Raw genomic sequence first — 19138 nt, 5'->3', positions numbered from 1 at the left:
GTCCTGGGTTCCGCATTAGCCAATCACACGGGTCTGACATTCCCGGAGTGCCGGCGGGCGGCGGAGGCGACGGCTCAGGCGTTGAAGTACGCCTTCAGGTCGTCCACGCGGTCCAGCCGCTCCCAGGTGAAGTCCGGATCATCGCGGCCGAAGTGGCCGTGCGCGGCCGTTTTGGCGTAGATGGGTCGCTTCAGGTCCAGGGCGTCGATGATGGCGCGGGGGCGCAGGTCGAAGATCTCGGCAATCGCGGCGCTGATCTTGGCCGGGTCGACGGTCTCGGTCCCGAACGTTTCGACGTAGGTTCCCACGGGGCGGGCCTGGCCGATGGCGTAGGCGATCTGGATCTCGGCGCGCTTGGCGAGTCCCGCAGCCACCACGTTCTTGGCGACCCAGCGCATGGCATATGCGGCGGAGCGGTCCACCTTGGACGGGTCCTTGCCGGAGAAGGCGCCGCCGCCGTGGCGGGCCATGCCGCCGTAGGTGTCCACAATGATCTTGCGGCCGGTGAGGCCGGCGTCGCCCACCGGACCGCCGATGACAAACGCGCCGGCGGGGTTCAGGATGTTGTTGGTGCGCGAGATGTCCAGGTCCGCGAGGGCAAGGACGGGGTCGATGACGTGCGTGGCGAGGTCCGCGCGCAGCTGGTCGAGGCTGAACCCTTCGGCGTGCTGGCTGGAAATGACCACGGTTTCCACGGAAACCGGCCGGTCGCCGTCGTACCCGATGGTGGCCTGGGTCTTGCCGTCGGGGCGGAGGTAGGCCAGTTCACCGTTCTTGCGGACCTCGGTGAGGCGCTCGGAGAGGCGGTGCGCAATCCAGATCGGCGTGGGCATGTAGGACGGGGTCTCATCGCTGGCGTAGCCGAACATCAGGCCCTGGTCGCCTGCGCCCTGCAGGTCGTAGTCGTCCTCCTGCCGGTCTTCGCGGGCTTCCAGGGAATTGAAGACGCCGCCGGCGATGTCGTTGGACTGCTGGCCGATGGAGACGGAAACACCGCAGCGTGCACCGTCGAAGCCGTTGGCGGAGGAGTCATAGCCGATGCCCAGGATGGTCTCGCGCACGATCTGCGGAATCTCGACGTAGGCGTCGGTGGTCACCTCGCCGGCGACGTGGACCAGGCCGGTGGTGGCCATGGTCTCGACGGCGACGCGGGACTCGGGGTCCTTGTCCAGCAGGGCGTCCAGGATCGCATCACTGATCTGGTCACAGATCTTGTCCGGGTGCCCTTCTGTCACCGACTCCGAGGTGAAGAGCCGAAGCGCGGAGGGTGCGGACCCGTGGGATTCTGGAAGATGCAGCGGTAAAGTCACTCAACTACCTTACTGGTTGGCAAACGGCGGCGCGGCAGCGTGTGTCCCCATGCTAAGGAGACGTTGCTTACGCCCGTCAGGTTCGCGGAAAGACCCGGCTCAGTTCGGAACCGATGCGGTCAATGACAATGGCGGCGACGTCCTGCTTGGAACCGGATGCCGACTGGGGCGCGGAACCGGCCCGCGAGAGGATGACCACGGAGTTGTGGTCCTGGCCGAACACCTTGTCGGAGCCCACGTGGTTAACCACCAGCAGGTCACAGCCCTTGCGCCTCAGCTTTGCCTCGGCGTACGAAAGCACGTCACCCTGCTCATCCCCGGTCTCGGCGGCGAAGCCCACCACGAGCTGGCTGCTGCTGCCGGCGTCGCGGACGGCGACGAGCTCGTGCAGGATGTCCGGGTTGCGGACCAGCGTGATGACGGGGTCGGCGGTGTCGTCCCGCTTCTTGATTTTGGTGCCGGACACCTCCGCAGGACGGAAGTCGGCCACCGCGGCAGCCATGACGACGACGTCGGAATCGGCCGCCGCTGCCAGCATGGCTTCCCTGAGCTGCAAGGCCGTCTCGACGGCGACGAGCTCGACGCCGTCGGGGGCAGGAACCTCCATGTGTGCGGCAACGAGCCGGACGGTTGCTCCGGCATCGCGGGCCGCGGCAGCCAGCGCCACGCCCTGCTTCCCGGAGGAGCGGTTGCCCAGGAACCGGACAGGGTCCAGTGGCTCACGGGTGCCGCCGGCGCTGATGGTCACGGTGCGGCCGGCCAGCGGGAATTCCGGCGCGCCGCCGGTTCCCTCAGCCGTTCGGCCTGCGGAGGGGGGCAGCGGGGAATCTTCCTGGAGTCCGTGAACCAGTGCCATGGCAGCTTGGAAAATGGCTTCGGGCTCGGGCAGGCGGCCGGGGCCGGAGTCGCTGCCGGTCAGCCGGCCGCTCGCGGGTTCCAGGACGGTCACGCCCCGGCTGCGGAGTGTCTCGACGTTGTCCTGGGTGGCCGCATGCTGCCACATCTCGGTGTGCATGGCCGGGGCGAACAGGACGGGGCCGCTGGCCATCAGGAGCGTGTTGGTGAGCAGATCGTTGGCCTGGCCGCCGGCGGCGCGGGCAAGGAGGTCGGCCGTGGCGGGGGCCACCACGATCAGGTCTGCCTCGTGGCCCAGCCGGACATGGTTGACCAGTTCGACGTCGTCGAAGACGCTGTTGGTCACCGGGTTGCCGGACAGCGCCTCCCACGTGGCCACGCCGACAAAGCGGGTGGCTGCCTCCGTGGGGATGACGGTGACGTCATGGCCGGCTTCAGTAAAAAGCCGGAGGAGCGATGCCACCTTGTAGGCGGCGATCCCTCCCCCGACTCCGAGGACTATGCGCACGTGAACTCCGTCAGCAGGCAGTCTGTTTACTCTGCGGAGATTACTCTGCAGCTTCGATCGGCGAGGAGACCAGCTTGCCTTCGTTGATCTCGCGCAGGGCGATGGACAGCGACTTTTCGTTCAGCTTGGTGTCGACCAGCGGGCCGACGTACTCAAACAGGCCCTCGTGCAGCTGGGCGTAGTACGCGTTGATCTGACGTGCACGCTTGGCACCGAAGATCACCAGGCCGTACTTGGAATCGGCTGCCTCGAGCAGCGAGTCGATCGGCGGGTTGATGATGCCTTCAAGGTTCGTGGACACGAATTCTCCAAATTTCTAGCGGGCTGATGGCGTCTGCGGCTGGCGCGGGTGCGGGGTCAGCCCCATGAGTGAAACAAGCTCGTCCGCTGCCCGGCGGACGTCGTCATTGATGACGGTGTAGTCGAACTCCGGTTCAGCAGCAAGTTCTACTTTACCGGTTTCCAGCCGGCGCTGCTGTTCCTCGGCCGATTCCGTGCCGCGGCCCACCAGCCGGCGGACCAGTTCTTCCCAGCTGGGCGGTGCCAGGAACACGAACTGGGCATCGGGAAGGGCCTGCTTCACCTGGCGCGCACCCTGCAGGTCAATCTCCAGCAGCACGGAGCGGCCCTCGGCGATGGCCTGGTTGACGGTGCTCTTCAGGGTTCCGTAGGTGTTTTGCCCGTGCACCACGGCCCACTCCAGGAATTCGCCCGCGGCCACAAGGGACTCGAACTCCTCCTTGGACTTGAAGTAGTAGTGCACACCGTCGATCTCGCCCGGCCGCGGCGCCCGGGTGGTGGCCGACACCGACAGCCAGACCTCGGGGTAGTTGTCGCGGATATAGGTGGACACGGTGCCTTTGCCAACAGCCGTAGGACCAGCGAGGATTGTCAGTCCGGGTTTCTTGCTCACGTATTCCTTTGGGCGGTCTACAGATGACTCTGTTCGGATGTAGCTATTTCTCGTTCATAAAATCTACCAGCGCCCGGCGCTGGTGGATGCCCAGCCCCCGGACCCTGCGGGACGCGGCGATCCCCAGGCTGTCCATGATGGCCGCGGCACGGACCTTCCCGATCCCCGGCAGTGCCTCAAGCAGTTCCGAAACGCGCATGCGCGCTATGGCTTCCTCTGTGCCGCCGGAATCCAGGATCTGGGCCACGGTCAGCTCTCCGGATTTAAGCCGCTCCTTGGCCGTGGCCCTGGCAGCCCTTGCCGCCGCGGCCTTCCTGAGTGCGTCGGATCGTTCCTGCGGAGACAAGGGTCGCAAGCTCACGGTTATTTCCCCTGGGGTCAGCCAACGGATCCGCGGCCGGCGGCGTTGGAGCAGCCGCGGATTTGTCCTGAACCTACTCCCTGCCGGCCGGAGAAATCAATGGACTATTCGTCGCGGAGCCCGGCGAGCGTCCGCTCGGCCGCTTCCCTGAGCTCCCGGACGCCGGGACCGGCCTTGAGGATGTCGCGGCTGGAGGTTCCCAGGACCTGGGAGTAGGCGGCGCCGAAGGTCTTCCGCAGGTCTCCCGGAGTGGCCCCCTGCGCACCCAGGCCAGGCGCGAGGATCGGACCTCGGACGGCCCCCAGGTCAAGCTGCAGGTCCGACAGTGCCGTGCCCACGGTGGCTCCCACCACGAGGCCCACCGAGCCCAGGGGCCCGGAGTAGCGTTCGTTCTCCCCCGCGGCGGCCTGGACGATCCGGCGTGCCACTGAATCGCTTCCGCCCACGTGCTGCACGGAGGCGCCCTCCGGGTTGGAGGTCAGCGCCAGGACGAACACGCCACGGCCGTGCTCGGCCGCAAGGTCCAGGGCAGGCCGGAGTGACTCAAAGCCCAGGTAGGGGCTCAGCGTCACCGAATCCGCGGCCAGGGCAGAGCCGTCGCCGAGCCAGGCGTCGGCGTACGCGGCCATGGTGGACCCGATATCACCGCGCTTGGCGTCGGCGATGGTGAGCACGCCCTCGTCCCGGGCAGTGGCGAGGACCTCTTCGAGGACCGCCATGCCGGCAGAGCCGTGCCGTTCGTACAGCGCCACCTGCGGCTTGACCGCGGCAGCGAGCGAAGCCACTGCCTCCAGGGCGGTGAGTGAAAAGCGCCTCAGGCCGGAGGCGTCGTCGTTCAGCCCCCAGCTGCCGAGGAGGGCGGGGTGCGGATCAATCCCGACGCAGAGCGGACCGCGGTCCGCCATGGCCCGGCCCAGCCGGGAGCCAAAGGACTCCCGGCTGGCACCGGCGGCAGTGTTTGCGCCTGCAGGTGCCTCAGGCATTCTGCTCGGCCGGAGTCTGCGCGGCGGCCTTCTGCAGGGCGGCCTCCTGCGATGCGATGAGCGCAGCGGCGTGCTCCTGCAGGCTGGTCACGGACCAGGCGTAGGTGCGCAGCGCCTCGATGGCCTGCACGGCGGCGTTGAACTCGGCCACGGTGGTGATGCAGGGAATGCCGATGGACGTGGCGGCGGCACGGAGTTCGTACCCGTCGCTGCGGGCCTCGCCGCCGGACGGGGTGTTGAACACCATGTCGATTTCGCCGGCGACCACGAGGTCGGCGATGGTGCCTTCACCTTCGGCGCTGCTGCCCTCGGCCACCTTGCGGACCGGAGTGGCCTGAATGCCGTTGCGGCGCAGGACGTCGGCAGTACCACCGGTGGAAACGATCTCGAAGCCGAGGTCGGAGAGGCGCTTGACGCCCATGATCACCGAACGCTTGTCGCGGTTGGCCACGGACACAAAGACCTTGCCCTCGGTGGGCAGTGCATTGTTGGCGCCCGACTGGCTCTTGGCGAAGGCGGTGTCGAAGTGCTTGTCGATGCCCATGACCTCGCCGGTGGAGCGCATTTCCGGCCCGAGCAGCGAGTCGACGACCTTGCCCTCCAGGGTGCGGAACCGGCTGAACGGCAGGACCGCTTCCTTGACGGACACGGGGGCATCCAGCGGCAGCGTGGAGCCGTCGCCGGTTTCCGGCAGCATCTTGTACGCGCTGCGGAGCTGGCCGATGGTCACGCCTGTGCCGATCAGCGCGGCGGCCTTGGCCATCTGCACGCCGGTGGCCTTGGACACGAAGGGCACGGTCCGGGACGCGCGCGGGTTGGCTTCCAGGACGTACAGGACGTCGGAGGCCAGCGCGAACTGGATGTTGATGAGGCCGCGGACGCCCACGCCTTCGGCGATGGCCCGGGTGGCGGTGCGGACGCGTTCGAGTACGTTGCCGCCCAGGGTGATGGGCGGCAGGACGCACGCGGAGTCGCCGGAGTGAACGCCGGCTTCCTCGATGTGCTCCATGATGCCGCCGAGGTACATGTCCGTGCCGTCGAAGAGGGCGTCGACGTCGATCTCCACCGCGTCCTCGAGGAACCGGTCGATCAGCACCGGGTGCTCGGCGGTGATCTCCGTGGCGTTGGCGATGTAGCGGGACAGGTTCGGCTCGTCGTAGACGATCTCCATGCCGCGGCCGCCCAGGACGTAGGACGGGCGGACCAGGACGGGGTAGCCGATCTCGTCGGCGATCTTCTTGGCGTCCTCGAAGGAGACGGCGGTGCCGTTCTTCGGGGAGACCAGGCCGGCTTCGTCCAGCACGCGGGCGAATGCGCCGCGGTGCTCGGCGAGGTCGATCGCCTCGGGCGAGGTGCCCAGGATGGGCACGCCGGCGTCGGCCAGCTGCTGGGCCAGCTTCAGCGGGGTCTGGCCGCCCAGTTGCACGAAGACGCCCATCACGCCGCCGGTGCGTTCCTCGGCCGCGATGACCTCGAGGACGTCCTCCAGGGTCAGCGGTTCGAAGTACAGGCGGGTGGAGATGTCGTAGTCGGTGGAGACGGTTTCCGGGTTGCAGTTGACCATGACGGTCTCGTAGCCGGCCTTGCGCAGCGCCATGGAGGCGTGGACGCAGGAGTAGTCGAACTCGATGCCCTGGCCGATGCGGTTGGGCCCGGAGCCGAGGATGAGGATGGACGGCTTGGAGTGCAGCGCAACCTCATCCTCCTCGTCGTAGGCCGAGTAGTGGTACGGGGTGTAGGCGGCGAACTCCGCGGCGCAGGTGTCCACGGTCTTGTAGACCGGGCGGATGCCCAGCGCCTGGCGGACGCCACGGACGACGGCCTCGGAGTTGTGCGTCAGGGCACCGATCTGCTCGTCGGAGAAGCCGTGGCGCTTGGCGTTGCGGAGCATGTCCTCGGTCAGCGCGCCGGAGCGGCGGATCTCCTGGGAGATCTCGTTGAGCAGCTGAAGCTGGTCCAGGAACCAGGGGTCGATCTTGGTGGCCTCGTAAAGCTCCTCCACACTGGCGCCGCCGAGCAGGGCGCGCTGCACCTGGTGCAGGCGTTCCGTCGTCGGGCGCTTGGCCTTCTCGATGAGCTCCGGCACTTCCCACTCGGGGACGGAGCTGAAGTCCAGCTGCGAGCCCTTCTGCTCGAGGGAGCGCAGGGCCTTCTGCAGGGCCTCGGTGAAGTTGCGGCCCATGGCCATGGCCTCGCCCACCGACTTCATGGTGGTGGTGAGGGTGGGGTCGGCGGCCGGGAACTTCTCGAACGCGAACCGCGGGACCTTGACCACCACGTAGTCGAGCGTCGGCTCGAAGGAGGCGGGGGTCTTCTGCGTGATGTCGTTCGGGATCTCGTCCAGGGTGTAGCCGAGCGAGAGCTTGGTGGCGATCTTGGCGATGGCGAAGCCGGTGGCCTTGGACGCCAGCGCCGAGGAGCGGGACACGCGCGGGTTCATTTCGATGACCACCACACGGCCGGTCTTCGGGTCGATCGCGAACTGGATGTTGCAGCCGCCGGTGTCCACGCCGACCTCACGGATCACGGCGATGGCGACGTCGCGCAGCTTCTGGTATTCGCGGTCGGTGAGGGTCAGCGCCGGTGCCACGGTGATGGAGTCGCCGGTATGCACGCCTACGGGATCGAAGTTCTCGATGGAGCAGACGACAACCACGTTGTCGTTCTTGTCCCGCATCATCTCGAGCTCGTATTCCTTCCAGCCGAGGATGCTCTCTTCGAGCAGCACCTCGCTGGTGGGGCTGTACTGCAGGCCCTGGCCGACGATGCGGCGCAGGTCCTCTTCGTTGTACGCCAGGCCGGAACCGAGGCCGCCCATGGTGAAGGAGGGGCGGACCACCATGGGGTAACCGAGGTCACCGGCAGCCTTCAGGGCCTCGTCCATGGTGTGGATGATGTGGCTGCGGGCGGATTCGGCGCCGCAGCGCTCCACGACGCCCTTGAACTTCTCGCGGTCCTCGCCGAGCTCGATCGCGGCGATGTTCGCACCGATCAGTTCCACGTTGTACTTCTCGAGCACGCCGTTCTTGTCCAGCGCGATGGCGGTGTTCAGGGCCGTCTGGCCGCCCAGGGTGGGCAGCACGGCGTCCGGGCGCTCCTTGGCGATGATCTTCTCCACCACCTCGGGGGTGATGGGCTCGATGTACGTGGCGTCGGCGAACTCCGGGTCGGTCATGATGGTGGCCGGGTTGGAGTTGACGAGGATGACGCGCAGGCCTTCCTCCTTGAGGACGCGAAGCGCCTGGGTGCCGGAGTAGTCGAATTCAGCGGCCTGGCCGATGACGATCGGGCCGGAACCGATGACCAGGACGCTCTTAAGGTCAGTTCTCTTGGGCATTACTTCTTGTCCTCAGTCTTGTTGTCGATCGTGTTCGGCCCGGCCTGATTCTGGGCCTCGGCGGGGTGCTGCGAGTCCACCGGTTCCTTGGACAGGTTGGCGGTGCGGCCGTCACGAGTGCCTTCCATCAGCTCGATAAAGCGGTCGAAGAGGTAGGCGGCGTCGTGCGGGCCGGCGGCGGCTTCCGGATGGTACTGGACGGAGAAGGCCGGGATGTCCAGGCAGGCCAGGCCTTCAACGACCTCGTCGTTCAGGCTGACGTGGCTGACCTCGACCCGTCCGTAACGCTCTTCCGGCGCGCTGGTGGGGCCGTCCAGCGGGGCGTCGACGGCGAAGCCGTGGTTCTGTGAGGTGATCTCCACCTTGCCGGTGCGGCGGTCCATGACGGGCTGGTTGATGCCGCGGTGGCCGTAGCGCAGCTTGTAGGTGCCGAAGCCGAGCGCACGGCCCAGGATCTGGTTGCCGAAGCAGATGCCGAAGTAGGGCAGCTTCTCGTCCAGGACGGTGCGGAGCAGCTTGACCTGGCTGTCGGCGGTGGCGGGGTCGCCGGGGCCGTTGGACATGAAGAAGCCGTCGGGGTTGACGGCCTTGACGTCGTCGATCGTGGCGGTGGCGGGCAGCACGTGCACGCGGACGCCGCGCTCAGCGAAGCGCACCGGCGTCATGGCCTTGATGCCGAGGTCGATTGCGGCGATGCTGAAGCGCGGGTCGCCGTCCCAGCCGTGGTCCTTCGGCTCCACCACGTAGGCTTCGTCGATGCTGACTTCCTCGGCAAGGCGGGCGCCTTCCATCGGCTCGCTGGCGAGCACGGCGTCGATGAGTTCCTTGTCCGAGGCCTTGGCTGCCTCGCCGGAGAAGATGCCGGCGCGCATGGTCTTGTGCTCGCGCAGGTGCCGGGTGATGGCGCGGGTGTCCACACCCTGGATGCCCACGATGCCCTGCTCGACGAGCTCGGAGTCGAGAGACCGCTCAGACCGCCAGTTGGAGGGGCGGCGGGCGGCGTCACGGACAATGTAGCCGGCCACCCAGATACGGCGGGATTCGGCGTCCTCGCTGTTCACACCGGTGTTGCCGATGTGCGGGGCCGTCTGCACCACCAGCTGGCGGGCATAGGACGGGTCGGTAATGGTCTCCTGGTAACCGGTCATGCCGGTGGCGAAGACCGCTTCCCCCAGGGCGGTGCCCTGCGCGCCGTAGCTGCGGCCGCGGAAGATGCGGCCGTCTTCGAGCACCAGGACGGCGGGGGCGGAGGCTGCGGCCTGCGGCGCAGTTCCTGCGTTTACTGTCACTTCGGTTTCCGTCACTTTATTACTTTCCACTATTGGGCACCTGCCTGGGGGCCTGGGGAGATCATTTCCTGAAGTTGTTGGAGGATGGCCGGCTTGTCCGCGGCACGGCGCGTGCGGAAGCCGGTGTCCAGGGCGTGGGTTCCGAGCATCCAGCTGAGGACCAGCAAGCCGTCCTTTTCCACGAATTTGCCGGCCATGCCGCTGTCCTGCCGGACGCCGGCCAGCGAGGCTGCAGGGATGAACAGCGGTCCGGCACCCGCACGGTCCAGGAGCACGCCCTCCGGATGGATCGAGAGTTCCGCGTTGGTGCGGATCCCGAGACCGTGCACAGCGACCCTGTCCAGCCAGTCCCCCGCGGTGGTCGAGGCCACATACTGTCCGTCCGCTGAGAGCAGCGGTTCGCCCAGCCCGACGGGAACCGCCGGCAGCTGTGCGATGTCTGACTGCCGCCGCAGCCGGTTGCGCCAGCCGAGCCAGATCAGGACAAAAACGACGGCGGCGATGGCCAGCATCGCAAGTCCGGGCAGGACTTTTTCCATCAGTTCGCACCCGGGGCGCCGGCGACCGGCGCTTCCGAGGGGTAGCGGTACGGCGTGTTGAGCTTGCCGTCCAGGACCGTGGGGTGGCCCTTGAAGAACGTGGCCATCACCTTGCCCGGGAGCTCCATGCCGCGGAACGGCGAGTTGCGTCCCATGGTTGCCATGGCGGAAGGGTCGACGGTCCAGCGCGCTGCCGGGTCCACGAGGACGATGTTGGCGGGTTCGCCCTTTTCGAGCGGCCGGCCCTGGTCCGGAAGGCGTCCGATGCCGGCGGGCGCGGTGGAGGTGGCGCGGGCGAAGTCGGTCCAAGTCATGAGGCCGGTTTCGATCATGGCGTGCTGGACCACGGAGAGGGCGGTTTCCAGTCCGGTCATGCCCATGGCAGCCTGCGCCCACTCGCATTCCTTGTGCTCGCTCGGGTGCGGAGCGTGGTCGGTGCCGACGACGTCGATGGTCCCGTCGGCGAGGGCGGCGCGCAGGGCCTGGACGTCGTCGTTGGTGCGCAGCGGCGGGTTCACCTTGTAGACGGGGTCGTAGCTGCGGACCAGCTCATCGGTGAGCAGCAGGTGGTGCGGGGTCACCTCGGCGGTGACGTTGATACCGCGGGCCTTGGCCCAGCGGATGATCTCCACCGAGCCTGCGGTGGACACGTGGCAGACGTGGAGCCGGGAACCGACGTGCTGGGCCAGCAGCACGTCACGGGCAATGATGCTTTCCTCGGCCACTGCCGGCCAGCCGGTGAGGCCGAGGACCGCGGAGACTTCGCCCTCGTTCATCTGTGCGCCGGCGGTGAGGCGCGGTTCCTGCGCGTGCTGGGCCACGACGCCGTCGAACGCCTTGACGTATTCAAGGGCGCGTCGCATCAGCACGGGGTCGTGAACGCAGATGCCGTCATCGGAGAACATCCGGACCCGGGCGCGGGAGTCGGCCATCGCGCCGAGCTCGGCGAGCTGCTCGCCCGCGAGCCCCACAGTGACGGCGCCCACGGGACGGACGTCCACCCAGCCGGCGTCACGGCCCAGGCTGTACACCTGCTCCACCACACCGGCGGTGTCCGCCACCGGCATGCTGTTGGCCATGGCGTGCACGGCGGTGAAGCCGCCGAGGGCTGCGGCGCGGGTGCCGGTTTCCACGGTTTCAGCGTCTTCGCGGCCGGGTTCACGGAGGTGCGTGTGTACGTCCACCATCCCTGGCAGCGCGATGAGGCCGTCGGCATCGATCACGGTGGCGCTGTCCGCTATGTCAGCCTGGGACAGGCCGGTCCCGCGGGCGGCGATGACGCCGTCGCGGATGAGCAGGTCCTCTGCGTCGCCGCCCAGGATCGCGGCGCCCCGGATCAGATATGTGGTTTCTTCAGCCATCAGTTGCTCTCCTTCAGGGTGGCGGCTGGTTCACGGGTGTCTCCGGAGAGCAGCAGGTACAGGGCGGCCATGCGGATCGACACGCCGTTCTTCACCTGTGCGAGCACGGTGGAGCGGGGCGAATCGGCGGCGGCCGCGGAAATTTCCAGGCCCCGGTTCATGGGACCGGGGTGCATGATGATGGTGTCCTTCAGGCCCAGACTGTCCAGGGCGCGGAGCCGGTTGTCGTCGAAGCCCCAGCGGCGGGAGTACTCCCGGGTGGAGGGGAAGAAGGAGGCGTTCATCCGCTCGCCCTGGACGCGCAGCATCATGACGGCGTCGACGCCCTTTTCCAGGGTCTCATCCATGTCGTAGCTGATGCTGCAGGGCCAGTGTTCGACGCCGATGGGCAGCAGGGTGGGCGGCGCCACCAGGGTGACGTCGGCGCCGAGCGTGCGCAGGAGCCACACATTGGACCGCGCCACGCGCGAGTGCAGGACGTCGCCGGCGATGGCGACGCGCATGCCGCGCAGGTCCGCCCCCGCCGAGGGCAGGCCGGAGAGTTTGGTCCAGTGCCGGCGCATCGTGAAGGCGTCCAGGAGCGCCTGGGTGGGGTGTTCGTGGGTGCCGTCGCCGGCGTTGATCACCGCGGCGTCGATCCAGTCGGTGGCCGCGAGCCGGTGCGGGGCACCGGAGGCCCAGTGGCGGATCACGACGGCGTCGGCGCCCATGGCCGACAGTGTCTGTGCGGTGTCCTTGAGCGACTCGCCCTTGGAGACTGATGAGCCCTTGGCGGCGAAGTTGATGACGTCGGCAGAGAGCCGCTTGGCTGCGGCCTCGAAGGAAATGCGTGTCCTGGTGGAGTCCTCGAAGAAGAGGTTCACCACGGTCCGTCCGCGGAGGGCGGGAAGTTTCTTGACCTCGCGCTCCCCCACCGTCGACATCTCTTCGGCGGTGTCGAGGATGCGGACGGCGTTGGCCAGGCTGAGGTTTTCGGTGGAAAGGAGGTGTTTCATGCGCCGCCCTCGATGACCACTTCGTTGACCGGCTGGCCGTCGACGGCGTCGGTCTCCTCGAGCCGGACCCGGACCTTTTCGGCGGAGGACGTGGGAAGGTTCTTGCCCACGTGGTCGGCGCGGATGGGGAGTTCGCGGTGGCCGCGGTCAATGAGGACTGCCAGGCGCACAATGCGCGGCCGTCCGAGGTCCACGAGAGCGTCCAGGGCGGCGCGGATGGTGCGGCCGGAGTACAGGACGTCGTCGATCAGCACCACGACCTTGTTGTCGATGCCGGTCAGCGGCAGCTGGGTGCGGTGCGGGGGCCTCGTGGGCTGGTGCGAGAGGTCGTCGCGGAACATGGTGACGTCCAGCTGGCCGACGATGGCGGCAGCGTCCACGGCCGGATCGGCGGCGGCGATTTTCTGGGCGAGCCGGACGGCCAGCGGGTAACCGCGGCGGGGAATGCCCAGCAGCACCAGGTCCTGGGAGCCCTTGTTGGCCTCGAGGATCTCATGGGCGATACGAGTGAGGGCACGGTCAATGTCCGCCTGGTTGAGTACAACCCTGGCCGGTACCGGTGCCTGCGTGACAGGAGTCATCGCTCGTCTCCCCTTTCCCCGCCTCACGGGACGGAATTAAAAAAGGAACATTTGCCCTCCAAAATTACCACACGGGCACCTGCTCCCCGCCCCGGCAGCAGGCGTCGTCCGTCACACCGCAAGGCCGTGTGCTTTGTTGCCACTCCCGCGGCACATAGGCTCGTGTCTATGTCGATGAACCCGCAGCAGAGGCAGTTTCCCGGGCCTGACTTCCCTGGACAGCCCGCGAATCCAAGCTGGATGGGCCACGTCCAGCCGCAGAACTACCGCCCGGCCCCGGGCCACCGCGGCGGCGCTGTCCACCAGGTCATCCCGGAGGCCGCCTCAACGGTCGCCGCCCGCCCCGGGGCAGGCACCCTGGGGCTCGTCGTGACCGGCGGGATCCTTGCCTTCGTCAGCCTGTTCCTCGTGGTGCCGTTCCTCCTGGCCAGCACCGGCGTCACCGGCTTCGTCATCGGCTTTGTCGCGTCCCTGATCCCGCTGGCGGCGGTGCTGTCCGCCGTCGCCATCATTGACCGGTGGGAACCCGAACCCAAGCGCCTGCTGCTGTTTGCCTTCACCTGGGGCGCGGCGGTGTCGATCGCCGTGACACTGCTCATCCAGCCGGTGTTCGCCCTCGCCGCCCCGGATACGAACGAGGCGGCCTTCCGCGACTTCATGACCACGGTGCAGGCCCCCGTGGTGGAGGAGTTCGCAAAGTCATTGGGCCTGCTGCTGCTTCTCCTGTTCGCCCGCCGCAACTTCGACGGCCCGGTTGACGGGGTGGTGTTTGCCTTCACCATCGCCGGCGGCTTCGCGTTCACCGAGAATATCCTCTACTTCGGCCGTGCCATTGCGGAGTCCGGCACCGGCAGCGACCTGGTGCAGATCTTCTTCCTCCGCGGAGTGATGTCGCCGTTTGCGCACGCCATCTTCACCGGCACCACCGGCCTGGTCATGGGCCTCGCCGCGCGCCGGGGGCATTCTGGCGCCGCAGTGTTTGCGTTCTTTGTGGGCCTGGTTCCCGCCATGATCCTGCACAACAGGTGGAACAGCATGGGCCAGGACTTCCTGGCCCAGTACGTGCTGGTGCAGGTCCCCATCTTCGTCCTGGCCGTGGTGTGCATCGTGGTGCTGCGGGTCGCCGAGCGGCGACTGACCCGGCAGCGCCTCCAGGAGTACGCCGCCGCGGGCTGGTTCGCACCCGCCGAGGTGGAACTACTCGCCACGCCGGCCGGCCGGCGCCAGGCAGTGCGCTGGGCAGCGTCCTACAACCGGGGGGAACAGATGAAGGAGTTCGTCAAGGCGGCGACGCGCCTGGCGTTCACCCGGCAGCGGATCCTCAGCGGCAGGGATGTGCCGGCCCACCAGCACGAGGAGGCGCAGCAGCTGCGCCACCTGACGGCACTGCGTGCCGCCGTCCAACAGTAGAGCGCCGTCCAACAACAATAGGCGCCCTCCAGCATGCAGAAAGCCCCTGCCGGCTCACCGGCAGGGGCTTTCTGCGTACGTCAGCTCAGGCGAGCAGGGACGGCTTCAGCTGCTGCAGCCGGCCCAGGAGGCCGTTGATGAACGACGGCGACTCGTCCGTGGAGAGCGTCTTGGCCAGTGCGACGGCTTCGCTGACGGCAACGCCGTCAGGAACGTCGTCGTTGTAGAGCAGCTCCCAGGTGCCGATCCGCAGGATGATGCGGTCCACGGACGGCATCCGCTCAAGGGTCCAGCCCTGTGAGTAGGTCTCGAGGAACTCGTCGATGGTGGACTGCATGGACACCACACCTTCGACGATCTCGAGGGTGTACGGATTGACGATCTGGTCGGTCCTCTCGCGGCGCGCACGCAGCACGTCGAAGGCTGAGACAGAACGCTGCTCGGCTTCGAAGAGGACCTCAAGAGCCCTGTTGCGGGCTTTACCGCGGGCGCTCACTAGTCGTTGACCCGGCCCAGGTAGCTGCCGTCGCGGGTGTCGACCTTGACCTTGGTGTTGTTCTCGACGAACAGCGGCACCTGAATCTCGTAGCCCGTCTCCAGGGTGGCGGGCTTGGTGCCGGCGGAGGAGCGGTCGCCCTGGAGGCCCGGCTCGGTGTAGGTGATTTCGAGGACAACGCTCGCCGGCAGTTCGATGTAGAGGGGCGTGCCCTCGTGCATGGCAATGTTGACCTGCTGGTTTTCCAGCATGAAGTTGGTGGCGTCGCCCACAACCTCGCCGGAGACGTGGACCTGGTCGTAGTCCTGGGTGTCCATGAAGACGAAATCAGCGCCGTCCTGGTACAGGTACTGGTAGTCGCGGCGGTCAACCGTGGCGGTTTCGATCTTCAGGCCGGCGTTGAAGGTCTTGTCGACGACCTTGCCCGAGAGCACGTTGCGGATCTTCGTGCGCACGAAGGCGCCGCCCTTGCCCGGCTTGACGTGCTGGAACTCAAGGACGTTCCAAAGCTGGCCGTCCAGCTTCAGGACGGTTCCATTCTTGATGTCGTTTGTGGTTGCCACTGTTTCCTCTGGTTTCGTCTGACTGGTTCTGGCTGCCAGCTGGTTATGCCATGCCGGCAGACCGAACAGCCCGCCAGCGTGTGTTTATCAAAAATCCAGAAACCATTCTAGCGGACAAAGCCGGGCCCGGTTTTCCTGGGCCCGGCGGCCGCAGGTCAGGAGGCCAGCTCGAACACGTCCCGCGCCCGCGCCAGCGCCACCGTTGAGGAGTAGATGAGGGCTGCATCGGCGGACTGCGCCACCCGCAGGTCCAGCGCCCGGGTGAAGGATTCCACCGCGGCAGCGATGTTCCCTGCCACAAACTGCATCCGGCCGAGGTACTGGTATGCAAGGGCCTCGTTGGCCGTTCCCTGCGCCTCGGTGAGGAGCTGCCGGAAGAGTTCAACGGCGCGGTCGTAGCGGTGGGAGACGCGCAGCACGTCCGCTTCGTAGGCCCGCAGCGTGAACGACTCGGGGTCCTTGTAGCGGGCTTCCGCCACCAGCTCGGCGGCGTCGGAGGCGCGTCCCTCGACGAGCAGCACCAGGACCCGGTCGGCCGGATCAGTGGATGCCTCGAGTGCGGCGGCGCAGGTCTCTTCGTTGACAATTTCGGAAAGCAGGGTGTCCGGGTTGATCCGGATCCCCGGGAACCCGCCGTCGGGCCATTCGATGGTTCCGCTCTGGTCGTCGCGCATCAGGACGCAATCTCCTGGTAGGCGGCAAAGAGCAGGGACGTGTCGGGCACGTCCAGGATTCCCGGCTTGGCGATGCCGTCGAGGACCACGAAGCGCAGGAGGTCGCCGCGGGACTTCTTGTCGCGGCGCATGCCGTCCAGGAGCCCCTGCCAGCGGTCGCGCCGGTACGTGACGGGCAGCCCGAGGGATTCGAGGATGCTGCGGTGCCGGTCGGCATCGGCGTCGCTGAGCCGGCCGACGCTGCGGGAAAGCTCTGCGGCGAACATCATGCCCACCGAGACTGCCGCGCCGTGCCGCCAGGAGTAACGTTCCACGAGTTCAATGGCGTGGCCCAGGGTGTGGCCGTAGTTCAGAATTTCGCGGAGTCCGGATTCCTTGAGGTCCTCCGAGACGACGCGGGCCTTCACGGCGATGGCACGCTCGATGAGCTCGCGCAGGGCGTCCGAGCCCGGATCCGTCACGGCGTCCGGATCCTTCTCCACGAGGTCCAGGATGGCGGGATCGGCGATGAAGCCGCACTTGATGACCTCGGCCATACCGGAGATGGTCTCGTTCCGGGGCAGGGTCTTCAGCGTGTCCAGGTCGGTGAGGACGGCCGCGGGCGGGTGGAAGGAGCCCACGAGGTTCTTGCCTTCGGCCGTGTTGATACCGGTCTTGCCGCCGACGGCCGCGTCCACCATGCCGAGGAGGCTGGTGGGCATGTGGATGACCTTGACGCCGCGCAGCCAGGTGGCGGCCACGAAGCCGGCAAGGTCGGTGACAGCGCCGCCGCCGACAGAGACCACGGCGTCCGAGCGGGTGAAGTCGTTCTGGCCCAGGACCTGCCAGCAGAACGCGGCGACCTGGATGTGCTTGCCTTCTTCGGCGTCCGGGATTTCCGCGGTGACCGCGGTGAAGCCGGCAGCTGCCAGTTCATCCCGGACGGTGTCGCCGGTGAGCCGGAGGGCGCGCGGGTGGATGACCAGGACGCGGCGGACGCGCTCCCCCAGCAGCCCCGGCAAGGTGCCGAGCAAGCCGCGGCCAACTACGACGTCGTAGTTGTCCCCGGCCTGCTGGCCGGTGACCTTGATAACGGTTGATTCGCTCACTTTTCAACTTCCTGTTTCGCGGCAGCGCATTGCTGGGCTGCCGTCGTCGCGGTTTTGTTGATCTCGCGGATGGTGGGCCCGGCGGCGTTGCCGGCGGCGGACTGGCCCCTGCCGGCAAAGTCGCACAACGCGGCTTCAAGCTTCAGGCCCAGCTGCGGCACGGTTCCCTGCCGGACGTCCAGGACGATGTCCGCGAGGCGTTCATAGACGGGCTTCCGGGTGGCGAACAGCGCCTTCCAGCGCTGGATGCCGTCGCCGGCCAGCAGCGGCCGCCCGGAGTTCTTGGCGATCCGGGCGGCGACGGTATCGGCGTCGCACTCCAGGTACACCACGGTGCACCGTTCCAGCAGCTGCTGGGTCCCGGAGTCCAGGACCGAGCCGCCGCCCAGGGAAACCACGGTGGCGGTGCCGGCCGCGGCTTCGATGATGCGGGCAACCGTCCGGGCTTCGATTTCACGGAAGGCACGCTCGCCGCGGTTGGCGAAGATGTCCGCGATGGCACCGTGCCCTTCGACGATGACAGCGTCGGTGTCTACGAACGGGGCATCCAGCTGCTGCGCCAGCTGCTGCCCGATCGCCGATTTGCCGACCGCCATGGGCCCAATGAGCACAATGGGCCGGTCCCCCGCATTGCAGGGTGTATTGCTCCGGGGCACTAGAGTCCGATCGTATCCAGCGACGCCGGAATGTTCTCGAGGTAGCCCCTGATGTTACGGGCTGTCTCGGCCACGGAGTCGCCGCCGAACTTTTCGGTCACGGCCTCGGCCAGGACCAGCGCAACCATCGCCTCGGCCACCACGCCGGCGGCCGGAACCGCACAGACGTCGGAACGCTGGTGGTGTGCCTTGGCCGCTTCTCCGGTGCTGATGTCGATCGTCTTCAGGGCACGCGGGACGGTGGCGATGGGCTTCATGGCGGCCCGGACGCGCAGGACATCGCCGATGCTCATGCCGCCTTCGATGCCGCCGGCCCGGTTGCTGGTGCGGATGATCCGGCCGTCGGCGTCCTTGACGATTTCGTCGTGGGCCGCCGACCCGCGGCGTGCGGCGGTGAGGAAACCATCGCCCACCTCGACGCCCTTGATGGCCTGGATGCCCATGAGGGCAGCCGCCAGGCGGGAATCCAGGCGGCGGTCCCAGTGGACGTAGCTGCCAAGTCCCGGGGGCAGGCCGTAGGCCAGCACCTCCACCACGCCGCCGAGGGTTTCGCCTTCCTTGTGGGCGGCGTCCACCTCAGCCACCATGGCATCGGACGTTTCACGGTCGAAGCAGCGGAGCGGATCGGCGTCTAGTGCTATGACGTTGTCCGGCACGGGCAGCGGCCGGCCCTCGGGCACGGTGACGCTCGCGATGGACACGGTGTGGCTCACGAGCTCAATGCCCAGGTGCTTCAGGAACTGGGCGGCTACCGTGCCCATTGCCACACGGGTAGCGGTTTCGCGGGCGCTGGCGCGTTCCAGCACGGGGCGGGCCTCGTCGAAGCCGTATTTCTGCATGCCGGTGAAGTCGGCGTGTCCCGGGCGGGGCCGGGTCAGCGGGGCGTTGCGGGCCTGTCCCTCGAGTTCCTCGGGGTCCACCGGATCCGCCGACATGATCTGTTCCCACTTGGGCCATTCGGTGTTGCCCACCTGGATGGCGACGGGGCCACCCTGGGTGATGCCGTGGCGGACACCACCGAGGATCGTGACGACGTCCTGCTCAAACTTCATCCGTGCCCCGCGGCCGTAGCCAAGCCGCCGGCGGGCCAGGGCATCGGCGATCTGCCCGCTGGTGAGTTCAACTCCCGCGGGGACGCCTTCGATAATTCCGACCAGTGCCGGGCCATGGGACTCACCGGCGGTCAACCAACGCAACATAAAAACCATCCTGCCATGAT

19 protein-coding genes are annotated in these 19138 nt (G+C 67.5%); 1 reads left to right on the top strand and 18 read right to left on the bottom strand.

The window, feature by feature from the left end; all coding sequences use genetic code 11:
• Positions 1 to 74 precede the first annotated feature (74 nt).
• The 12 genes from metK to pyrR form a co-directional block, all read right to left on the bottom strand.
• Positions 75 to 1310, bottom strand: coding sequence for a methionine adenosyltransferase (gene metK / locus BWQ92_RS20585; protein ID WP_076802778.1), 1236 nt, complete (start codon positions 1308 to 1310; stop codon positions 75 to 77).
• Positions 1311 to 1386: 76 nt separating this feature from the next.
• Positions 1387 to 2673, bottom strand: a complete 1287-nt coding sequence (locus BWQ92_RS20580) for a bifunctional phosphopantothenoylcysteine decarboxylase/phosphopantothenate synthase (RefSeq protein ID WP_076802777.1) — start codon at positions 2671 to 2673, stop codon at positions 1387 to 1389.
• A gap of 40 nt (positions 2674 to 2713) precedes the next feature.
• Positions 2714 to 2974 (bottom strand): DNA-directed RNA polymerase subunit omega, encoded by a 261-nt coding sequence (gene rpoZ, locus BWQ92_RS20575; protein WP_076802776.1) that lies wholly within the window; start codon positions 2972 to 2974, stop codon positions 2714 to 2716.
• 15 nt (positions 2975 to 2989) lie between these two features.
• The gene (gene gmk, locus BWQ92_RS20570) at positions 2990 to 3586 is read right to left on the bottom strand and encodes a guanylate kinase (protein ID WP_076802774.1); all 597 of its coding nucleotides are present in this window, start codon (positions 3584 to 3586) and stop codon (positions 2990 to 2992) included.
• Positions 3587 to 3629: 43 nt separating this feature from the next.
• The gene (mihF, locus tag BWQ92_RS20565) at positions 3630 to 3947 is read right to left on the bottom strand and encodes an integration host factor, actinobacterial type (RefSeq protein ID WP_076802772.1); all 318 of its coding nucleotides are present in this window, start codon (positions 3945 to 3947) and stop codon (positions 3630 to 3632) included.
• Positions 3948 to 4051: 104 nt separating this feature from the next.
• Positions 4052 to 4930, bottom strand: coding sequence for an orotidine-5'-phosphate decarboxylase (pyrF, locus tag BWQ92_RS20560; protein WP_076802770.1), 879 nt, complete (start codon positions 4928 to 4930; stop codon positions 4052 to 4054).
• Positions 4923 to 8267 carry a carbamoyl-phosphate synthase large subunit gene (gene carB / locus BWQ92_RS20555; RefSeq protein WP_076802768.1) on the bottom strand — a complete coding sequence of 1115 codons (3345 nt, stop codon included), beginning with the start codon at positions 8265 to 8267 and terminating at the stop codon, positions 4923 to 4925. Before carB ends, pyrF begins: the two co-directional genes overlap by 8 nt.
• Entirely contained in the window at positions 8267 to 9571 is a 1305-nt protein-coding gene (gene carA, locus BWQ92_RS20550) for a glutamine-hydrolyzing carbamoyl-phosphate synthase small subunit (RefSeq protein WP_157365217.1), read from the bottom strand. The genes carB and carA overlap by 1 nt, the downstream gene beginning before the upstream one ends.
• A gap of 14 nt (positions 9572 to 9585) precedes the next feature.
• The gene (locus tag BWQ92_RS20545; protein WP_076803867.1) at positions 9586 to 10095 is read right to left on the bottom strand and encodes a PH-like domain-containing protein; all 510 of its coding nucleotides are present in this window, start codon (positions 10093 to 10095) and stop codon (positions 9586 to 9588) included.
• Positions 10095 to 11456 (bottom strand): dihydroorotase, encoded by a 1362-nt coding sequence (locus tag BWQ92_RS20540; RefSeq protein ID WP_076802766.1) that lies wholly within the window; start codon positions 11454 to 11456, stop codon positions 10095 to 10097. Before BWQ92_RS20540 ends, BWQ92_RS20545 begins: the two co-directional genes overlap by 1 nt.
• Positions 11456 to 12451, bottom strand: a complete 996-nt coding sequence (locus BWQ92_RS20535; protein WP_076802764.1) for an aspartate carbamoyltransferase catalytic subunit — start codon at positions 12449 to 12451, stop codon at positions 11456 to 11458. Before BWQ92_RS20535 ends, BWQ92_RS20540 begins: the two co-directional genes overlap by 1 nt.
• Positions 12448 to 13032 (bottom strand): bifunctional pyr operon transcriptional regulator/uracil phosphoribosyltransferase PyrR, encoded by a 585-nt coding sequence (gene pyrR / locus BWQ92_RS20530; protein ID WP_076802762.1) that lies wholly within the window; start codon positions 13030 to 13032, stop codon positions 12448 to 12450. Before pyrR ends, BWQ92_RS20535 begins: the two co-directional genes overlap by 4 nt.
• 168 nt (positions 13033 to 13200) lie before the next feature.
• On the opposite strand from pyrR, the gene BWQ92_RS20525 reads away from it, so the two are divergent.
• Positions 13201 to 14442 carry a PrsW family intramembrane metalloprotease gene (locus BWQ92_RS20525; RefSeq protein WP_076802760.1) on the top strand — a complete coding sequence of 414 codons (1242 nt, stop codon included), beginning with the start codon at positions 13201 to 13203 and terminating at the stop codon, positions 14440 to 14442.
• An 85-nt stretch (positions 14443 to 14527) separates the two neighbouring features.
• On the opposite strand, the gene nusB is transcribed toward BWQ92_RS20525, so the two are convergent.
• The 6 genes from nusB to aroC form a co-directional block, all read right to left on the bottom strand.
• Positions 14528 to 14938, bottom strand: coding sequence for a transcription antitermination factor NusB (gene nusB, locus BWQ92_RS20520; protein ID WP_076802758.1), 411 nt, complete (start codon positions 14936 to 14938; stop codon positions 14528 to 14530).
• Positions 14938 to 15501 (bottom strand): elongation factor P, encoded by a 564-nt coding sequence (efp, locus tag BWQ92_RS20515; protein ID WP_076802756.1) that lies wholly within the window; start codon positions 15499 to 15501, stop codon positions 14938 to 14940. Before efp ends, nusB begins: the two co-directional genes overlap by 1 nt.
• Before the next feature lie 155 nt (positions 15502 to 15656).
• Positions 15657 to 16175, bottom strand: a complete 519-nt coding sequence (locus tag BWQ92_RS20510; RefSeq protein WP_076802754.1) for a hypothetical protein — start codon at positions 16173 to 16175, stop codon at positions 15657 to 15659.
• A complete protein-coding gene (gene aroB / locus BWQ92_RS20505; RefSeq protein WP_076802753.1) occupies positions 16175 to 17263 on the bottom strand; it encodes a 3-dehydroquinate synthase in 1089 nt (362 codons plus the stop codon). The genes BWQ92_RS20510 and aroB overlap by 1 nt, the downstream gene beginning before the upstream one ends.
• Positions 17260 to 17919 carry a shikimate kinase gene (locus BWQ92_RS20500; protein WP_076802751.1) on the bottom strand — a complete coding sequence of 220 codons (660 nt, stop codon included), beginning with the start codon at positions 17917 to 17919 and terminating at the stop codon, positions 17260 to 17262. Before BWQ92_RS20500 ends, aroB begins: the two co-directional genes overlap by 4 nt.
• Positions 17919 to 19118 carry a chorismate synthase gene (gene aroC, locus BWQ92_RS20495; RefSeq protein ID WP_076802749.1) on the bottom strand — a complete coding sequence of 400 codons (1200 nt, stop codon included), beginning with the start codon at positions 19116 to 19118 and terminating at the stop codon, positions 17919 to 17921. Before aroC ends, BWQ92_RS20500 begins: the two co-directional genes overlap by 1 nt.
• Between the last annotated feature and the right edge of the window lie 20 nt (positions 19119 to 19138).

The sequence above is a fragment of the Arthrobacter sp. QXT-31 genome, assembly GCF_001969265.1.
In the GTDB taxonomy this organism is placed as follows: Bacteria; Actinomycetota; Actinomycetes; order Actinomycetales; family Micrococcaceae; genus Arthrobacter.
This window is presented reverse-complemented; position numbering and strand designations above follow the sequence as displayed.